Below are 360 nucleotides of genomic sequence, written 5' to 3'. Positions count from 1 at the left end.
AATCAGGCGGGAGGATAAATTTTATGCAAATGGAAAGCCAGTTACAGGAATTGTATCAAGAAATAGCAGAAACGGTTAATAATATGATTCCAGAAGAATGGGGGAAATTTTATTTTTATGCACAGATTGATGAATCAGGGGGGCGAGTTTACTTTTTTTATAAATCAATTAGAGATAATAGCTACACGTATAGTCTAGATATACCAAAACAATTTAACATATCGGAACTAGAATTTAATAATGAAGAAGATAAGCTTTTTGATCTTAGTGAACAGCTCAGGGAAATCTTTAAAGAAAATAACCAGGAACTATGGTATTCTTTTACGCTAATGTTAGAGCAAACAGGGATGTTCTCTGTAT

General features: G+C 32.5%; 1 protein-coding gene. It reads left to right on the top strand.

The annotated features are described in order from the left end of the window. Window positions 1–23: 23 nt before the first annotated feature. Window positions 24–360: immunity protein YezG family protein (locus AC1DWA_RS33865; protein ID WP_477917938.1), on the top strand; the 337-nt coding region annotated here is incomplete at its 3' end.

The sequence above is a fragment of the Rhodococcus sp. P4_F3_2 genome, from assembly GCF_056401335.1.
The sequence above is the reverse complement of the archived record's forward strand: the minus strand, read 5'-3'. Positions and strand labels throughout refer to the sequence as shown.